This window comes from Streptosporangium canum (assembly GCF_900113865.1).
Taxonomy (GTDB): Bacteria; Actinomycetota; Actinomycetes; order Streptosporangiales; family Streptosporangiaceae; genus Streptosporangium; species Streptosporangium canum.
The window spans coordinates 326,517-343,197 of sequence record NZ_FOQY01000006.1; the positions used below are offsets into that span (position 1 = coordinate 326,517).

Annotated in this window: 14 protein-coding genes; 2 read left to right on the plus strand and 12 right to left on the minus strand. The window is 71.2% G+C overall.

The window, feature by feature from the left end; all coding sequences use genetic code 11:
* The first annotated feature begins 51 nt into the window (after nt 1-51).
* Nucleotides 52-1,644 (plus strand): serine/threonine protein kinase, encoded by a 1,593-nt coding sequence (locus BM085_RS12160; RefSeq protein ID WP_093887093.1) that lies wholly within the window; start codon nt 52-54, stop codon nt 1,642-1,644.
* Nucleotides 1,645-1,667: 23 nt separating this feature from the next.
* Here the strand turns inward: BM085_RS12160 and BM085_RS12165 are convergent, their stop codons facing one another.
* The 3 genes from BM085_RS12165 to BM085_RS12175 are packed head-to-tail and all read right to left on the minus strand — an operon-like array spanning nt 1,668 to nt 3,578.
* Entirely contained in the window at nt 1,668-2,597 is a 930-nt protein-coding gene (locus tag BM085_RS12165) for an RluA family pseudouridine synthase (protein WP_093887094.1), read from the minus strand.
* On the minus strand, nt 2,590-3,195 hold the full coding sequence (locus tag BM085_RS12170; RefSeq protein WP_342742876.1) for a signal peptidase II: 606 nt from the start codon (nt 3,193-3,195) through the stop codon (nt 2,590-2,592). The genes BM085_RS12165 and BM085_RS12170 overlap by 8 nt, the downstream gene beginning before the upstream one ends.
* Nucleotides 3,159-3,578 (minus strand): TraR/DksA family transcriptional regulator, encoded by a 420-nt coding sequence (locus BM085_RS12175; RefSeq protein WP_093887095.1) that lies wholly within the window; start codon nt 3,576-3,578, stop codon nt 3,159-3,161. Before BM085_RS12175 ends, BM085_RS12170 begins: the two co-directional genes overlap by 37 nt.
* Nucleotides 3,579-4,031: 453 nt before the next feature.
* Between BM085_RS12175 and ileS the strand changes: the two genes are divergently transcribed.
* On the plus strand, nt 4,032-7,196 hold the full coding sequence (gene ileS / locus BM085_RS12180; protein ID WP_093887096.1) for an isoleucine--tRNA ligase: 3,165 nt from the start codon (nt 4,032-4,034) through the stop codon (nt 7,194-7,196).
* Between the two features lie 139 nt (nt 7,197-7,335).
* On the opposite strand, the gene BM085_RS12185 is transcribed toward ileS, so the two are convergent.
* The 9 genes from BM085_RS12185 to murG all read right to left on the minus strand — a co-directional run bounded on the left by BM085_RS12185 (nt 7,336) and on the right by murG (nt 16,651).
* Nucleotides 7,336-8,931, minus strand: a complete 1,596-nt coding sequence (locus BM085_RS12185; RefSeq protein WP_093887097.1) for a hypothetical protein — start codon at nt 8,929-8,931, stop codon at nt 7,336-7,338.
* Nucleotides 8,932-8,973: 42 nt separating this feature from the next.
* The gene (locus tag BM085_RS12190; RefSeq protein ID WP_093887098.1) at nt 8,974-9,831 is read right to left on the minus strand and encodes a DivIVA domain-containing protein; all 858 of its coding nucleotides are present in this window, start codon (nt 9,829-9,831) and stop codon (nt 8,974-8,976) included.
* A gap of 49 nt (nt 9,832-9,880) precedes the next feature.
* Nucleotides 9,881-10,168 carry a YggT family protein gene (locus BM085_RS12195; protein WP_031160088.1) on the minus strand — a complete coding sequence of 96 codons (288 nt, stop codon included), beginning with the start codon at nt 10,166-10,168 and terminating at the stop codon, nt 9,881-9,883.
* A gap of 82 nt (nt 10,169-10,250) precedes the next feature.
* Complete coding sequence (locus tag BM085_RS12200) at nt 10,251-10,754, minus strand: cell division protein SepF (RefSeq protein ID WP_093887099.1); 504 nt, start codon at nt 10,752-10,754, stop codon at nt 10,251-10,253.
* 120 nt (nt 10,755-10,874) lie between these two features.
* Nucleotides 10,875-11,579 carry a YggS family pyridoxal phosphate-dependent enzyme gene (locus tag BM085_RS12205; protein ID WP_093887100.1) on the minus strand — a complete coding sequence of 235 codons (705 nt, stop codon included), beginning with the start codon at nt 11,577-11,579 and terminating at the stop codon, nt 10,875-10,877.
* A gap of 91 nt (nt 11,580-11,670) precedes the next feature.
* Entirely contained in the window at nt 11,671-13,068 is a 1,398-nt protein-coding gene (gene ftsZ, locus BM085_RS12210; protein WP_093887101.1) for a cell division protein FtsZ, read from the minus strand.
* A 225-nt stretch (nt 13,069-13,293) separates the two neighbouring features.
* Nucleotides 13,294-13,962, minus strand: a complete 669-nt coding sequence (locus tag BM085_RS12215) for a cell division protein FtsQ/DivIB (protein ID WP_093887102.1) — start codon at nt 13,960-13,962, stop codon at nt 13,294-13,296.
* A 55-nt stretch (nt 13,963-14,017) separates the two neighbouring features.
* Entirely contained in the window at nt 14,018-15,424 is a 1,407-nt protein-coding gene (gene murC / locus BM085_RS12220) for a UDP-N-acetylmuramate--L-alanine ligase (protein ID WP_093887103.1), read from the minus strand.
* 135 nt (nt 15,425-15,559) lie between these two features.
* A complete protein-coding gene (gene murG / locus BM085_RS12225; RefSeq protein ID WP_093887104.1) occupies nt 15,560-16,651 on the minus strand; it encodes an undecaprenyldiphospho-muramoylpentapeptide beta-N-acetylglucosaminyltransferase in 1,092 nt (363 codons plus the stop codon).
* Nucleotides 16,652-16,681 lie beyond the last annotated feature (30 nt).

A 16,681-nucleotide genomic window follows, 5' to 3' on the forward strand; every position in this document is an offset into this window, starting at 1 on the left:
CCGCATGACATATCCGGATTGTCCGGGTCGAACGGGGGTAGCCCGACGTCCATGACCGATTCTCAGGGGCTCATCGGCGCTCGGTACCGGCTGATCGAACATATCGGCCGGGGAGGCATGGGCACGGTCTGGCGGGCTCGCGACGAGGTGCTCGGCCGGGACGTGGCGGTCAAGGAGGTCATCCCCTCCCCCGACCTGACCGGTCCCGAACGCGACGTCTTCACCGTACGGACGCTCAGGGAGGCCCGCGCCGCCGGGCGGATCGGTCACCCGGGCGTCGCGACGGTCTACGACGTCATCGAGGAGCAGGGGCGTCCGTGGATCGTGATGCAGCTCGTGGACTCCCGGACGCTCGGGGCCGTGGTCCGGGAGGACGGGCCGCTGCCGCCGGCACGGGTGGCGCAGATCGGGCTCGAAGTGCTCGGGGCGCTGCTCGCCGCGCACCGGGCGGGCGTGCTGCACCGTGACGTCAAACCGGACAACGTGCTGCTGTCGAAGGACGGGCGGGCCGTGCTGACCGACTTCGGCATCGCGGTGCTCGAAGGCGACTCGTCGGTGACCAGGACCGGCGCCCTCATCGGCACCCCGGCGTTCATCGCGCCGGAGCGGGCGAGCGGGGGCCCGGCGGAGTTCGCCTCCGACCTGTGGTCGCTGGGCGTGACACTTTACATGGCGGTCGAGGGGCGTTCTCCCTTCGAGCGCGCCCACCCGCTGGCGACGCTCAGCGCGGTCATGCACGAGGAGCCCGCCCCGCTGAGGTTCGCCGGATCGCTGGGCCCGGTGGTCGTCGGCCTGCTCCGCAAGGACCCCGCGCAGCGCATGTCCGCCCACGATGTGCAGATCCACCTGCGGGCGATCGTGAACGGCACCGAGCCACAGCCCACCGCGCCCATCGCGCTCCCGGTCCCGTCCCCCCGCGCCCCGGTCCAGGCCGCCGGGGCGGTGCCCCCGGCGGACGCGGACCTCGAGGCGCCCGCCCGCGGAGGACGGCGGCGTCCGGCCGTCGCGGCCCTCGCGGCCGCGGTGGTCGCCGTGGCCCTGACGTCGGGCGGAGCCGCCTGGGTGGCCCTGAACTCCTCCGGCGGGTCACCGGAGAGGCCCCCCGCCTCCGTGAGCGTCCCGGCCAAGGACGACAAGCCGAAGGACAAGACCGAGCAGGCCAGGCTGCCCGAGCGGAGGAAGGATCCCACGCCGGACACGACGGGGAACGCCCCGGACCGGTCCTCCACCGGCACGGGCCGGGATCGGCCCCGGCAGAACAGCCCGTCCCCGTCGGAGGGACCCGCGCGGGACGAAGCGAAGAACGACGCGAAGAACGACTCCAAGGACGGCTCCGGGGACAAGCCCGGAAAGGACCAGGACAAGGACTCCGGCAAGAAGCCCGGCCAGGGGTCGCAGGACGACTCCGGCCAGGACCAGGGACAGGAGCCGGAGCAGGAGCCGGACGGCGACCCGGGGCAGGAGTCCGGGGGCGCCTCCGGAGACGACGCCACCCAGGACCGGGGACAGGACGAGGGACAGAGCCAGGAGGGGCAGCCGGCCGAGCAGGCGGGCTACGACGGCGGGACGAGCGCCTCCGGCAAGGCCCAGAACACGTCCAACGGCAAGGTCAAGAAGGATAAGAAAGACAAGAAGGACAAGTAGCCGCCGGCGGAGACGGGCGGCCGCTACGACTCGCTGCCGACGACCTTCAGGGCATGGGCCAGGTCATCGGGATAGTCGGTGGTGAAGGAGACCCACTCGCCCGTCGCGGGGTGCTCGAAGGCCAGCGAGACCGCGTGCAGCCACTGCCGGGTGACGCCCAGGCGGGCGGCCAGCGTGGGGTCCGCGCCGTACATCATGTCGCCGACGCACGGATGGCGCAGCGCCGACATGTGGACCCGGATCTGGTGGGTCCGGCCGGTCTCCAGCTTGATGTCGAGCAGCGAAGCCGCGCGGAACGCCTCGATCGTGTCGTAGTGGGTGACCGACTCCTTGCCCCCGGCCACGACGGCGAACCGGCCGTCTCCGGAGGGGTGGCGGTCGATCGGCGCGTCGACGGTGCCGCGCAGCGGGTCGGGATGCCCCTGGACCAGCGCGTGGTAGCGCTTGTCGACCGTGCGCTCCTTGAAGGCCCGCTTCAGGTGCGAGTAGGCGTGCTCGCTCTTGGCCACGACCATGGCGCCGGTGGTGTTGGCGTCCAGGCGGTGGACGATGCCCTGGCGCTCGGCGGCGCCGCTGGTCGCCACGCGGTGCCCGGTGCCGAGCAGGCCGCCGATCACGGTCGGCCCGGTCCAGCCGGTGGTCGGGTGAGCGGCCACGCCGATGGGCTTGTTGACGACCACGATGTCGTCGTCCTCGTAGACGATCCTCATGCCCGGCACCGGCTCCGCGACCGGCATCGGCGCGGTGGGCGGCGGCGGCAGGGTGACGTCCAGCCACGCGCCCGCGTGGACCCGGTCGGACTTGGCGGCCGGCGAGCCGTCCACCAGCACGTCACCGGAGACGATCAGCTCGGCCGCGCGGGTGCGCGAGAAGCCGAACAGCCGGGACAGGGCGGCGTCGAGGCGCTCGCCCTCCAGCCCGTCGGGAACCGGGAGACTCCGCTGCTCAGCCATTGCTCTTGTGCTCCCCCGTGTCGCGCGTGCCGTCGATCTGGTAACCCCGCCAGGCGAGGAGAACGGCCAGGATCCCGCCGCAGACGATCGCCGAGTCCGCCACGTTCCAGACCGGGAAGTGCCCGGGGAAGGTCTCGATGAAGTCGACGACGTGCCCCTGGAAGGGCGAGGGCCGGCCGAAGCCCGAGGGCCAGCGGAGGAGCCGGTCGGTCAGGTTGCCGAGTGCCCCGCCGAGCATCAGCCCCAGCGTGATGGCCCAGGGCAGGCTGCGCAGGTGCCGCGCGGTGCGCAGGATGGCGATCACCACGCCGGCCGCGACGAACGTGAAGACGATCGTCATACCGGTGCCGATGCTGAAGGCCGCCCCGGAGTTGAAGATCACCCGGAACTGGAGCAGGCCCGGGATGACGACGAACGGCTCCCTGCCCTCCAGGGTCCTCAGCACGATCGTCTTCGTGATCAGGTCAAGGAAGTAAACAATCGGTACAATCGTTGCGAGCACGGCGATCCGCCGCACTCCGGACGGGGCGGCCGGAACCACCCCGTCGACGGTGTCACCGGTCAGCGGCGCTCCTCCCGCTGCTTGCAGGCCACGCACAGCGTCGCCCTCGGGAACGCCTGAAGGCGTTCCTTGCCGATCGGCTTGTGGCACGATTCGCACACTCCGTAGGTTCCCGCGTCGATCCGGGCGATCGCCCGCTCGTTCTGCGCGACCAGGTCGCGCGAATTCAGGGTAAGGGCGATCTCGCGTTCCCGTTCATAGGTGCGGGCTCCGGCGTCCGCCTGGTCGTCTCCCGCACCATCCGTCACATCACTTGACGCGATCTCGGTCTCGGCCTTGGCGATCTCCTGGTTCAGCTCGGTGATCTCCGTGGCCAGCCGCTCGCGGACTTCCGCGAGCTCCGTGACCGACCAGGTGACGACGGTACCGTCCTGTGACGGCGCCACGGCGCCCTCGTCTGCGCGTACAGTCGCGGCCATGTCGGCCTCCTTGCTCGATCGGACCGTATCCAATGCGGTAAACGGTGCGGGCAGCTTAGGTCTCCCATAACAGAACGGCAAACGACCCGCCGTGATGTTTACCACTCCCGTAACATCCGGCCCCTTCCTCCCGATTCCCCCGCCCCGCCGATATTGGGAAGCTTTGAGCAGGCCAGTGCGTTATCGTTTGAGCCTGCAAGGCGTTGATGGGGACAGCCACCTCCGTATCCCCTCGCCCGAGCGACCCGGGGACGGTGTGAGCCCGGGGCGAGGACCGGAGGGAAAATCACCCCGGAGCCGCCGGAAGAACGGCCACCTCGGCCCAGTAGACCCGGCAGCAGACCAAAGGAAGAGGGCCTTCCCATGTGAAGGTCAAGGAGGGTGGTACCGCGGGGCCCGAGGGTCTCGTCCCTCCACGCCACTGCCAGCACCAGCGTGGAGGTCCCGCCCGTTATGTCCGCCTATTTCCGCTCTCTTCCCGCGCAGGTCGATCTGCCCGCGCTCGAACATGAGGTGCTCGACCGCTGGCGTGACGGAAAGGTCTTCGAGCGCTCGGTCGAGCAGAACACCGACGGCCCCAACTGGGTCTTCTACGAGGGCCCGCCCACCGCCAACGGCATGCCCGGCGTGCACCACGTCGAGGCCCGCGTCTTCAAGGACGTCTTCCCCCGCTACAAGTCGATGCAGGGCTACAACGTGCCCCGCAAGGCGGGCTGGGACTGCCACGGCCTGCCGGTCGAGGTCGCCGTCGAGAAGGAACTCGGCCTGTCCGGCAAGAAGGACATCGAGGCGTACGGCGTCGCCGAGTTCAACGCCAGGTGCCGCGAGTCGGTGCTGCGGCACGTGGACGCCTTCGAAGAGATGACCGAGCGGATGGGCTACTGGATCGACCTGTCCCAGGCCTACCGCACGATGGACCCGAGCTACGTGGAGTCCGTCTGGTGGTCGCTCAAGGTCGTCTTCGACAAGGACCTGCTGTTCCGCGACTTCCGGATCACCCCCTACTGCCCGCGCTGCGGCACCGGCCTGTCCGACCACGAGCTGGGCCAGCCCGGCGGCTACGAGACCGTCTCCAGCCCGTCGGTCTACGTCCGCATGCCCGCCACCTCCGGCCCGCTGGCCGACCTCGGCGCCTCGCTGCTGATCTGGACCACCACCCCGTGGACGCTGGTCTCCAACACCGCCGTGGCCGTGCACCCCGACGTGACCTATGTCGCGGCACGTCCCGCCGGGTCCGACGAGGTGCTGGTCGTCGCCGAGCCGCTGCTGGTCTCCGCGCTGGGCGAGGGCGCCGAGGTCCTGGCCACATTCCAGGGCGCCGACCTGGAGCACACCACCTACTCCCGCCCCTTCGACCTGGTCGACATCCCCGGCGCGCACTACGTGGTGCTCGGCTACTACGTCACCACCGAGGACGGCACCGGCCTGGTCCACCAGGCCCCCGCCTTCGGCGCCGACGACCTGACGACCTGCAAGCGGTACGGCCTGCCGGTGGTCAACCCCATCGGCCCCGACGGGCGCTTCCTCGACAGCGTCCCCCAGGTCGGCGGGCAGTTCTTCAAGGACGCCGACGAGGGCCTGACCGAGGACCTCAGGGCGCGCGGCCTGCTCTACCGGGGCGGCCACTTCGAGCACAGCTACCCCCACTGCTGGCGCTGCCACACCGCCCTGCTCTACTACGCGCTCCCCGCCTGGTACATCCGCACCACGGCGATCAAGGAGCAGCTCCTCGCCGAGAACGAGAAGACCGACTGGTACCCCGAGACGATCAAGTGGGGCCGCTTCGGCGAGTGGCTGCGCAACAACGTCGACTGGTCGCTGTCCCGGTCGCGTTACTGGGGCACGCCGCTGCCGCTGTGGGTCTGCTCCGCCGACGAGTCGCACATCACCTGCGTCGGCTCGCTGGAGGAGCTGAGCCGGCTCTCCGGCCAGGACGTGTCCGCGCTCGACCCGCACCGCCCCTACGTGGACGACGTCACGCTGCCCTGCCCCACCTGCGGGGCCGAGGCGCGCCGGGTGCCGGACGTGATCGACGCCTGGTACGACTCGGGGTCGATGCCGTTCGCCCAGTGGGGCGCGCCGTACCAGAACGCGGACATGCTGGAGAAGGCCTACCCGGCGCAGTTCATCTGCGAGGCCACCGACCAGACGCGCGGCTGGTTCTACTCGCTGATGGCGGTCGGCACGCTGGTCTTCGGCAGGTCCTCCTACGAGAACGTGCTCTGCCTCGGTCTGATCCTCGCCGAGGACGGCCGCAAGATGAGCAAGCACCTGGGCAACGTGCTGCAGCCGATCCCGCTGATGGACCAGCACGGCGCCGACGCGCTGCGCTGGTACATGGCCTGCGCCGGTTCGCCGTGGGCGGCCCGCCGGGTCGGGCACGGCGCCCTGGAGGAGATCGTCCGCAAGGTCCTGCTGACCTACTGGAACACCGCGTCGTTCTTCACCCTCTACGCCAACGCCGAATCATGGTCGCCGTCCAGGCTCTCCGAGGCCCCCTCGTACGCCGAGCGCCCGCTGATCGACCGCTGGGTGCTGGCCGAGCTGCACCGGACGGTGGCCGAGGTCACCGCGTCGATGGACGAGTTCGACACCGCCCGGGTCGGACGGCGGCTGGCGGAGTTCCTCGACGACCTGTCCAACTGGTACGTGCGACGCTCCCGCCGCCGTTTCTGGTCCGGTGACGCCTCGGCGTTCGCCACGCTGTACGAGTGCCTGGAGACCGTCACCCGGCTGATGTCACCGGTGGTGCCGTTCATCACCGACTACGTCTGGGACGTGCTGCGCGACGCCGAGGGCCCCTCCTCCGTCCACCTGGCCGCCTGGCCCTCGGTGACCGAGGAGCTGCTGGACCCCGCGCTGTCGGAGCAGATGGCGCTGGTCCGCCGCCTGGTGGAGCTGGGCCGCTCGGCCCGCGCCTCCAGCGGGGTCAAGACCCGCCAGCCGCTCGGCCGGGCGCTGGTCGGCGCCCGCGGCTGGGCCGCGCTCTCCCCCGAGCTGCGCGAGCTGATCGCCGACGAGCTCAACGTCCAGGGCCTGGAGGACCTGTCGGGCATCGAGGCCGACCTGGTCTCCTTCACCGTCAAGCCCAACTTCCGGGCGCTGGGCAAGAGGTTCGGCTCGCAGACCAAGCTGGTCGCCGCGGCCGTCGCCGCCGCCGACGCCGGGGAGCTCGCACGCGCCCTCCGCTCGGGTTCGGCGGTCTCGGTGGACGCCGGCGAGCTGGGCACGGTGGAGCTGAACGGCGAGGAGGTGATCGTCACCGAGCAGCCGAAGTCCGGCTGGGCGGTGGAGACCGGGGCCGTCGACACCGGCACCGGCGAGACGGTCGCCCTCGACCTGACCATCACCGACGGGCTGCGCCGCTCCGGCCTGGTCCGCGACGTCATCCGCCTGCTCCAGGACGCCCGCAAGTCGACCGGCCTGTCCATCTCCGACCGGATCGACGTGTGGTGGTCCACCACCGACGCCGACCTGGCCGAGACCCTGCGCACCCAGGGCGGCACGGTGGCCGGCGAGGTCCTCGCCGTCTCCCTCGTCGAGGGATCCGGAGGCGACCTCCCGGTCCACCACGACGCCGATCTCGGCCTGACCTTCCAGCTCCGCCGTACCGTCTGATCTTCCCCGGCCGGTGCCGCTCCGCGGGGAGCGGCACCGGCCATCGGGAGGCGGGACGTCGGAAAGGGCTCCGGGGATCTTCCCCGGAGCCCTTTCCGATGCGGCCGGCAGGGCCTGTGCCCTGTGAGCCGACGAGAGGCTAGCCCTGGTCGCGGCAGACCGAGCAGCTGCTCAGGCCGGCCTCCTCCGCCTCGGCCCGGGTCATGGTCTCGATGCCGCTGCCGTCCGTGCCCTTGATGAGCGGGCAGGCGGAGCTGTGGAAGCGGCGGGTGCCGACGATGACCTTGACCGTTCCGGAGTCGCCGGGACCGGGTTCCGGCCCGTCCTTGACCGCGGGGATGCCGTGGGGGGCGGTGTCTCCGTCGTCCTCGCCGGGCGTTTCCTCCGGCGCCGCCTTCCGCTCCGGCTCAGGGGCCTTCTCCCCGGCCGCCGGAACCTGCGGCTCCGCCGAGGTGGAGTCGGCCGGCACCGGCTGCCCGGCGCGCCCGGGTGCGGTGCCGGCCGGCTCCACCGGCTCGGAGGGGCTGTCCGGCTCCGTGGAGGCGGACCCGTCGGCGGCCTTCCCCTCCGCCGTGGGGGGCTCCTCGGAAGCCTCCTGCGCGGCGGGGCCGGACGCAGCGGGATCGGACTCCGCCGGGCCGCCGGCCTCGGCGGGGGCCTCGGCCCCGGTGGAGACAGGAGTGACGGGCTCCGGCTCAACCCGGCTACCGTCCTCGGACTCGGAGCCTGCCCGGACTTCCGGCTTGGCGGCGGGTTCCGGCTCGGCCGGGGTGCCGTCCTCGGGCTCGGAGGGCTCGGATCCTGCCTGGGCCTCCGGCTTGGAGGTGACCGACGCGACCATGTCCCGGCTGAACCAGCTGGTGGCCTCGGAGTCGGCGGACGTCTCCGGCTCGGGCTCCGGGGACTGGATCGGGAAGGACCGGGCGGCGGTCTCCGCGGCGCGGAGCGGCGGGCTCGCCGGTTCCTGCGGCCGTGCCTGCTCCTGGGGAGCCGGCGCGCCCTGGATGTATGGCCGGGTCACCGGCGTCGCGGCCTCCTGCGGGGTGGCCGTGGTGACGGGCCGGTACGGCGGGCTGAAGCGGGCGGTGGGCTCGTGAACGTCCGGCCCGCGGGTGTCGCCGGAGGGACCGGGCTCCGGGGAGGGGGCCGGGTGCGCGGCCGGCTCCTGGGCTCCGGTGGGAGCGTCCTGCGGCTGGATCCCGCCGGTGAACTCGGGCAGGCACGTGGTGCAGGGCGTGAAGCCCTCCTCGCGCGCCTCCTCGTGAGTGAGCTCTTCATGATCCCTGCCGACCAGCTGCCGGCAGCCGGCGACGTGATACCGCTTGCGCCCCGGGATCACCAGGACGATCGCCTCGGCGTCCAGGAGGCCCTGCCTCGCGGCGGGGGCCGGCCCGGCCATCGGACGCGGCCGGGGCTGAGGCGCGGCGGTCGCCGCCGGCGGCATGCCGTGCGGCGCCCTCGGGTGCGGAGCCGAGGGGACACGCTGATCCGGCCTCATGTGCGGCGCAGGCATCGGCCCGGCCGGAACCGGTCCCTTGGGAGGGAGCGGAGCCTCCCCGGCGCGCCCGCCGGGGAACAGCTCATGGCGGCGCAACAACGCCCCGATCACCAGGAAGACCGCGGACAGAACGCTGACCGCGATCGACCACATGACCAGAAATGGCTTGGCCAGCACGAACCCCGCGATGAGCAGGACGATGGCGGTGACCACCAAGCCGGCGCTGATAAGGATCACAGAGGAACTCCCGGATACGGGTCAGAGGGATGACCCGACACCCTAGCGGCGGTCGTTGTGCGGACCGTCAACGCCCTGGAAGGCGCCCGAATGCTGCGACGGCTCACCACCGAACGGGTTGGGGGCACCCTGGATGGTCGGCTGTCCACCCGGAGCCACGGCGTGGGACATGGCCGGGGGGCCGCCCACGATCGGGAATCCGCCACTGCCCTCGGCAGCCACAGTCAGTTCGGCGAGCTGGTTCTCAAGGTACAGCTTCAGACGGCTACGGTACTCCCGTTCGAAGCTGCGCAGCTCCTCGACCTTGCGCTCGAGCTCGTCGCGGGTCTGCACCAGCGAGCCCATGGCCTGGCGGTGCCGCTCCTGCGCGTCGCGCTCCAGCGTCTCGGCGCGGGCGCGGGCGTCACCGATGACCTGCTCGGCCTGGCGACGCGCCTTGCCGAGGATGTCGTCGGCCTCGCGGCGGGCCCGGGTCACCGTCTCGTCCGCCTCCCGGCGGGCGTCGGCGATCGCCTGGTCGGCCGTCTGCTGGGCCAGCGCGAGCACGCGGGCAGCGGTGTCCATGTTGTCCTCGGCCGGGGGCATCCCCATGCCGACGGGAACGGACTGCTGGTGCTGCACCGGCTCGGGGGCACGCATCGGCTCCGGCTGCGGCATCATCATCTCGGGCTTGGGCTCGGCGACCGGGGCGGGCGCCATGGCCATTCCCATTCCGCCGGGCACCTTGCCCCGCAGGCACTCCGCCAGCTTGGCGCGGAGCTCCTCGTTCTCTTGGATGAGACGGTCCAGTTCGGACTCGACCTCATCAAGGAAGGCGTCTACCTCTTCCTCGTCATAGCCCGGCCTGAGCCGGGTCGTACTGAATTGCTTGTTCCGCACATCAGCGGGCGTCAGCGGCATTTCGGTCTCCTTGGCGCGCTTGGAGTCTGTCCGGAGGGACGGTACCCGATCAACGAAGCGCGGACACGAGTTGGATCAAGACCAAGACCACAATGAACAGCACTGTGAAGCTTAGGTCAAAGGCCACCGTACCCAACCGGAGTGGTGGAATGAAACGGCGGAGGAACTTGAGAGGTGGGTCGGTCACCGTGTATACGGCTTCCGCCAGAACCAGGACGACCCCCGTGGGGCGCCACTGACGTGCGAACGCCTGCACCGTCTCAAAGATCATTCTGCCGATCAGCAGAACCAGGTAGAGGGACAGGACGACGACCAAGATCTCGCTAACGATCCCCACGGTCCGCCCCCGCCTCCACGCTGTTCCGCCGTCCCCGGTCGTGTCGGGACCTGTCCGGCTGGTCACTGTTCATGGTGGAACTCTAGCTCTGGTTGAAGAACCCGCGTTCCGCGATTCGGGCCTTGTCCTCGGCGGTCACCTCGACATTGGCAGGGGACAACAGGAACACCTTGTTGGTAACACGTTCAATGCTGCCGTGTAGGCCAAAGACAAGACCTGCCGCGAAATCGACAAGTCGCTTGGCGTCACTGTCAACCATTTCGGTCAGGTTCATGATGACCGGGGTGCCGTCACGAAAGTGCTCACCGATTGTCCGCGCCTCGTTGTAGGTGCGGGGATGAAGCGTCGTGATACGCGCCAGATCGGTCGTGCGGCGCTCTATGACAGCCGTCGCGGGCCTCGGAGCGGGCACGCCCGGGTCAGTGTCGTCCTCGCGCTCCTGGACCGTGCCAGGCCGCTCCTCGCCGCCCCTCCGCGAGTCGTCGAACTCGTCGTACTCGTCGTCGGAATAGCTGTCGTATCTCTCGTAGCGGTCGTCCTCCACAAGACCGAGGTAGACCGCCATCTTGCGCATCGCGCCGGCCATCGCTACTTCTTCCTCCGCCTTACTGCGATTTCCCTGGGGCGGTAGCCGCACCCCCTTGGAGCTCACCACCGATCGACCTCTATCTGGATACGCGGACGCCAAGGTCCACTTGAAGGGACATTACCTGACTAAGGGCTTCCTGCGACCGAGCAACGCCGTACCGACCCGCAGGTGTGTCGCGCCATTCGCAATGGCCTCGGACATATCACCGCTCATACCCGCGGAGATGACGTCGGCTCCGGGGTGGGCATCCCGCATGACCTGCGCGATCTCCCGGAGTCTGGCGAAGGCCCTGCCGGGTTCCTCCCCCAGCGGCGCCACCGCCATCACCCCGCCCAGCCGGACCCCGGGGGCGGCGGCCAGGGCCTCCGCCAGCGCGGCCACGTCCGCCGGCCGCGCCCCGCCCCGCCCGGGATCGCCGTCCAGGGCGACCTGCACCAGGCAGGTGATCTCCCTGCCCGCCCTGACCGCCTCCTGGCTGAGCGCGGTCACCAGACGTGGGCGGTCCACCGAGTGGACGACGTCGGCGTAACCGACCACGGAGCGGGCCTTGTTGGTCTGCAACTGGCCGATGAAGTGCCAGGTGAGGTCCAGACCGGCACATTCGCGCACCTTGGCCGAAGCCTCCTGGTCACGGTTCTCCCCCACGTCCGTCACCCCCAGTGCGGCCAGGAGCCGCACGTCGGAGGCCGGGTAGGTCTTGCTCACCGCGATGAGCGTCAGTTCCTCGCGGGCACGGCCGGCGGCCCGGCAGGCTTCGGCGATGCTCGCCTCAACCTCGGCCAGACCGGCCGCGATCTCATCACGTCGTGTTGTTTCCGTCACTTCTCCGCCGTTCAAATACCGACAAACCGGCGGAAGCCATTCTCCCCTGTCACAGCTGAGCGATCCGTCGACCACCCAGCCGTGAGCAATGTCACTTCAGGAAGTCGGGGACGTCGAGCTCCTCTTCCTGCTCCTCGAAGATCACCGGCCGCCTCCGGGCGGGGTCGGAGACCCTCGCGGAGATGGGGGTGGGCTGTGAAGGCTCCGGCGCCGGGCGCGGGATCGACACCGGCGGCGCCGGAGCCTCCTCCACGCGGGGCGGCTCGGCCTGCTCCACCGGGATGTGCACCGGCGGAGCGGGCTGGACCGGGTGGATCTGCTGGACCGGCTGCGGGGCCGGCGGGAGCGGCGTCTCCGCCACCGGGGCAGCCGCCGGCGGCGGACCGGCGACCGGCCGGACCTGCGCCTGCTCGACCCTGGGCTCGGCCTTCACCGTGGGCGGCGCCGGACGGACCGGCGCGGTCACCGCGGGGGCGGGGGCCGGGCGCGCGGCCGGCTGCTGGCGGGCGGCCGGCTGCGGCACGACGGTCTTGGTCTCGGCGGCGGGCTCGTCGAACCCGGCCGCGATCACGGTGACGCGCACCTCGTCGCCGAGGGCGTCGTCGATGACCGTACCGAAGATGATGTTGGCATCCGGCGCCGCGGCGTTGGAGACCAGTTGGGCCGCTTCGTTGATCTCGAACAGGCCGAGGTCGGACCCGCCGGCGATCGAGAGCAGGACGCCGTGGGCGCCGTCGATGCTGGCCTCCAGCAGTGGGCTGGAGACGGCCATCTCGGCGGCGGCGACCGACCTGTCGTCGCCGCGCGCGTGGCCGATGCCCATGAGCGCCGAACCGGCCCCGGACATGACCGACTTCACATCGGCGAAGTCGAGGTTGATCAGACCGGGCGTGGTGATGAGGTCGGTGATGCCCTGGACACCGGAGAGCAGCACCTGGTCGGCCGCCTTGAAGGCGTCCAGCACGCTCACCTGCCGGTCGGAGATCGACAGCAGCCGGTCGTTCGGGATCACGATGAGGGTGTCGACCTCCTCGCGCAGGGTCTCTATGCCGGCCTCGGCCTGCATCGCCCTGCGCCGGCCCTCGAAGCTGAAGGGCCGGGTGACCACGCCGATGGTCAGCGCGCCCAGCGAACGCGCGATGTTGGCCACCACCGGAGCACCGCCGGTGCCCGTGCCACCGCCCTCTCCGGCGGTGACGAACACCATGTCGGCGCCCTTGATGACCTCTTCGATCTCCTCGCGGTGGTCCTCGGCCGCCTTGCGCCCGACTTCGGGGTTGGCCCCCGCGCCGAGGCCGCGGGTGAGTTCGCGCCCGACATCAAGCTTGACGTCGGCGTCACTCATCAGCAGCGCCTGAGCGTCGGTATTGATGGCGATGAACTCGACGCCCTTGAGTCCCTCCTCGATCATCCGGTTGACGGCGTTGACTCCGCCTCCGCCGATTCCTACAACCTTGATGACCGCGAGGTAGTTCTGCGGTGCTGCCACGACGAGGGGCCTTTCCGCTCGTTGACTTGCAATTTCATGCGGCACGGGGCCCGTGCCGTCGTTTCCAAAACCCTCACCCTCAAGTTGAGATTTAGATTTATGTCAACCTGAGGAGTGATACGGACAGTAGGAGTTACGCTCCAGGTGGGTCAACTAACCGCGCCGCAAGCGCGTCCGGCGTGTCGCGGGCCGTCCTTTTCCGGGACCGCGCGCGACCAGCCGGGGTCACTTCACCGTCACGACGTCTGGCGAGCTCACGTCATAGGTGTCGGCGGGACGTTTCAGCAGCGTGAGGAGGATGCCGGCCTTGGCGGCCGGACGGTCCCGGCCGCCCCACACGACCTCGCGGCCGTCCTTGAGACGCATCGAGACGGTCTCGGGCGAGGGTGCGAGCACCTCCGAGAGCCGCCGGGCCAGATCTTCGGGCAGCGCCTGTATGACGGTCAGCGCCGCGGCGGTCGCCGGGTCGCCGGGCTGGGGGCGGTCGACGCGCAGCAGCGGGAGCGACGGAGGCGCGACGTCCTTGACCTCGGTCATCACGCCGTGCCGGTCCATGAGCGCGAACTTGGGGCCGACCGCCACCACCGCCACCGGCTCGCGCTCCACGATCTCCACCATCAGCGTGCCCGGCCAGCCGCGGCTGACCCGCACCGACTCGATCTGCCGGATCCCGCCGATCCGCTGCTCGACCGCCTCCACGTCCACGACGGCCAGGGGTCTGCCCTTGGGCACCCCCGTCGCCTGCTGGATCTGCTGGGCGGGGATGCCGAGGTTGCCCACCACCCGGATGTCCCGGACTCCGAGCACCGACGAGAAGAACACCAGCCAGGCGGCGGTGCCCACCACCCCCACGGTGAGCAGGGCCAGGAAGGCCGACCTCCACACCCCGTTCATCGTCTCCCCCCGCCCGGCGGCTCGGGCGCCGGCGCCCCGCGTCCCCTCCCGCGGGTCACCGGGCGGCCAGCTCCGCCACGATGCGGGGGCCCAGTTCGGTCACGTCGCCCGCCCCCATGGTGAGCACGATGTCACCGGGCCTGGCCCGGTCGGCCACCAGGGCGGGGACCGCCTCCCGCTGCGGCGCGTAGGTCACCCGCTCGGACGGGAGCGGCACCTTGCCCGCCACCAGGGCCCCGGAGACGCCCGGCTCCGGGTCCTCACGGGCGCCGTAGACGTCCAGCACGATGGCCTCGTCGGCCAGGCCCAGAGCGACGCCGAACTCGTCGGCGAAGAACCTGGTGCGCGAGTAGAGGTGCGGCTGGAAGACCGCGAGGACCCTGCCGGAGCCGGAGAAGGACGCCACCACGTCCCGTGCCGCGCGCAGGTCGGCGGCGAGTTCGGTCGGATGGTGGGCGTAGCTGTCGAAGACCGCCACCCCCCCGGCCTCGCCCTTGGCCTCGAAGCGGCGCTTGGCGCCGGTGAAGGCGGCCAGGCCGTCGCGTATCTCGTCGAAGGACACGCCCAGCTCCACCGCCACGGCGATGACCGCGGTGGCGTTGAGCGCGTTGTGGCGGCCGGGGACGGCCAGCCTGACCTCTCCGCGGCCCTCGACCGCGAAGGAGAGGCCCAGGCCGTCGGGGAGGATCCCGCTCACCCGGAAGTCGGCGCCCTCGGCCTCGCCGTAGGTGACCACCTTCAGGCCGCGCGCGCGGGCGATCGGGACCAGGGCGGCCGAGCCCGGGTCGTCGGCGCAGATCACCATCGACTTCCCGACCCGTTCGACGAACCGCGCGAAACTGTCGTAGACCGCGCGCGGATCGCCGTAGTTGTCCAGATGGTCCGGCTCCACGTTGGTCACCACGGCGATCTCCGGGGCCAGCATGAGGAAGGAGCCGTCGCTCTCGTCGGCCTCGGCCACGAACACCTCGCCCGCGCCCTCGTCGGCCCCCAGGCCGGTGGTCACGAGCTGGCCGCCGACGCAGTAGGACGGGTCGGCGCCGCACTTCTGCAGCGCCACCGTGAGCATCGAGGTCGTGGTGGTCTTGCCGTGGGTGCCGGCCAGGGCGACCCCGGTCCGGCCCGCCATGACCGAGGCCAGCGCGGCGGCCCTGGGGATCACGCGCAGCCCCTGGCGGAGCGCCTCGCCCAGCTCGGGGTTGGAGTCGCGGATCGCGGTGGAGACCACGACGGTGTCGACGTTCTTGATGTTCGAGGCGGCGTGGCCGATGTGGACCCTGCCGCCCAGCTCCCGCAGCTCGGTCACCATGTCCGAGCCGCGCGCGTCGCTGCCGGAGACCGGCACGCCACGCTTGAGCAGGATGCGGGCGATGCCGGACATCCCGGCACCGCCTATCCCGATGAAGTGGACGCGCCCGAGCTCCTCGGCCGCGACCGGATCCACCAACTTGACCAGGCTCATCGGTCGCTCACCACTCCTCGCTCACCACGCGGACGGTCTCGTTCCCCGGCCGGCCGGCGCGCGCACCGCGCCGGTCCCGTTCCGCGCTCATCGATCGCTCATCACTCCTCGTCGGCCACACATCCGGCTTGCGGCTCATCGGCCCCTGCCCTCCACCGCGATCTGCAACACCCTGCGGGCGAGCGTCACGTCGGCGTCCTTGCGCCCCATCCTGGAGGCGGCCTCCGACATGGTGACCACGCGCTCGGGGTCGGACAGGATGGGAAGCACGTTCTGGATGATCCACTCCGGCGTCAGGTCGGCGTCGTCGATCATGAGTCCGCCACCGGCCCGCACGACCGGCTCGGCGTTGAGCCGCTGCTCGCCGTTGCCGTGCGGGAGCGGGATGTAGGCGGCGGGCAGGCCCACCGCGGTCAGCTCGGCACAGGTCATGGCGCCGCTGCGGCACAGGGCGAAGTCGGCCGCGGCGTAGGCCAGGTCCATCCGGTCGACGTACTGCAGCACGACGTACTGCGGGTCGCCGGGCGGCGGCTCCTCCTCCAGCGTGTTCTTCGGGCCGATGACGTGCAGCACCTGCACTCCGGCCCGGCGCAGCGCCGGGGCGGCGGCCAGGGCCGCCTGGTTGAGCGACCGCGCGCCCTGGGAGCCGCCGGTGACCAGCAGCGTGGGCAGGTCGGCCTCCAGGCCGAACCAGGAGCGCGCCTTGTCGCCCATGGAGAGGCGGTCCAGCCCGACGATCTCGCGCCGGAGCGGGATGCCCACGTATTCGGCGCGGGGCAGCGGCGTGTTCTGGTGGCCGGTGAACACGTGGTCGGTCAGCCGCGCGCCCAGCCGGTTGGCCAGTCCGGGCCTCGGGTTGGCCTCGTGCACCACGATCGGCACGCCGCGCCGCCGCGCCGCCAGGTAGGCGGGGGTCGCCACGTAGCCGCCGAATCCGACCAGCACGTCGGCCTGGACGCGGTCCATGATGCCCGCGGCCGTGTTGATGGCGCCCGCCAGCCGGCCGGGCACGCTCAGGAGCTGGGGCGTGATCGCCCGGGGCAGCGGCACCGCCGGCACGAGCTGCAGCTCGTAGCCCCGGGCCGGCACCAGTCGCGTCTCCAGGCCGCGCTCCGTGCCGAGGCAGGTGATCCCGATGTTCGGGTCAAGCCGCCGGAGCGCGTCGGCCAGGGCCAACGCCGGTTCGATATGACCGGCCGTCCCGCCGCCGGCGAGGACCACCCTCATGTCGGTCCTTTCACTCATCGTCTTCCGCGG

Coding starts and splice junctions, on each gene's coding strand:
- BM085_RS12165 (WP_093887094.1), bottom strand. CDS start 2,597: ATGGCTGAGCAGCGGAGTCTCCCGGTTCCCGACGGGCTGGAGGGCGAG.
- ileS (WP_093887096.1), top strand. CDS start 4,032: ATGTCCGCCTATTTCCGCTCTCTTCCCGCGCAGGTCGATCTGCCCGCG.
- murC (WP_093887103.1), bottom strand. CDS start 15,424: ATGAGCCTGGTCAAGTTGGTGGATCCGGTCGCGGCCGAGGAGCTCGGG.
- BM085_RS12200 (WP_093887099.1), bottom strand. CDS start 10,754: ATGGCCGGCGCGATGCGCAAGATGGCGGTCTACCTCGGTCTTGTGGAG.
- BM085_RS12175 (WP_093887095.1), bottom strand. CDS start 3,578: ATGGCCGCGACTGTACGCGCAGACGAGGGCGCCGTGGCGCCGTCACAG.
- BM085_RS12215 (WP_093887102.1), bottom strand. CDS start 13,962: ATGAACGGGGTGTGGAGGTCGGCCTTCCTGGCCCTGCTCACCGTGGGG.
- BM085_RS12190 (WP_093887098.1), bottom strand. CDS start 9,831: ATGCCGCTGACGCCCGCTGATGTGCGGAACAAGCAATTCAGTACGACC.
- BM085_RS12160 (WP_093887093.1), top strand. CDS start 52: ATGACCGATTCTCAGGGGCTCATCGGCGCTCGGTACCGGCTGATCGAA.
- murG (WP_093887104.1), bottom strand. CDS start 16,651: ATGAGGGTGGTCCTCGCCGGCGGCGGGACGGCCGGTCATATCGAACCG.